Source organism: Bifidobacterium sp. UBA744 (genome assembly GCA_002298605.1).
GTDB lineage: Bacteria > Actinomycetota > Actinomycetes > Actinomycetales > Bifidobacteriaceae > Bifidobacterium.
Genome location: DBKS01000019.1, coordinates 1 through 209, shown reverse-complemented (window position 1 = coordinate 209; position 209 = coordinate 1). Strand labels below are relative to the sequence as shown.

The window sequence follows — 209 nt, the reverse complement described above, 5'->3', positions numbered from 1 at the left end:
CCCTCGGCATCGTAGATGGTACCGTCGGCGGCGGCACCCTTGATGACAAGAGCCTTGTTGTCCTTGGCAAAATCACGCAGGACCTTCGCAGCCTCAATGAAGTCGCCCTTCACGAACGTGACGGCGGTCGGACCGGCGAGGATCTCGTCGAGACCCTCGATGCCCGCTTCCTTGGCGGCGATGCGAGTCAGCGTGTTCTTAGCCACAGT

The 209-nt window shown here is 61.2% G+C and carries 1 protein-coding gene; it reads right to left on the bottom strand.

What is annotated here, in order from left to right:
• Positions 1-209: 50S ribosomal protein L10 (rplJ, locus tag B2994_RS02005; protein WP_291526732.1), on the bottom strand; the 209-nt coding region annotated here is incomplete at both ends.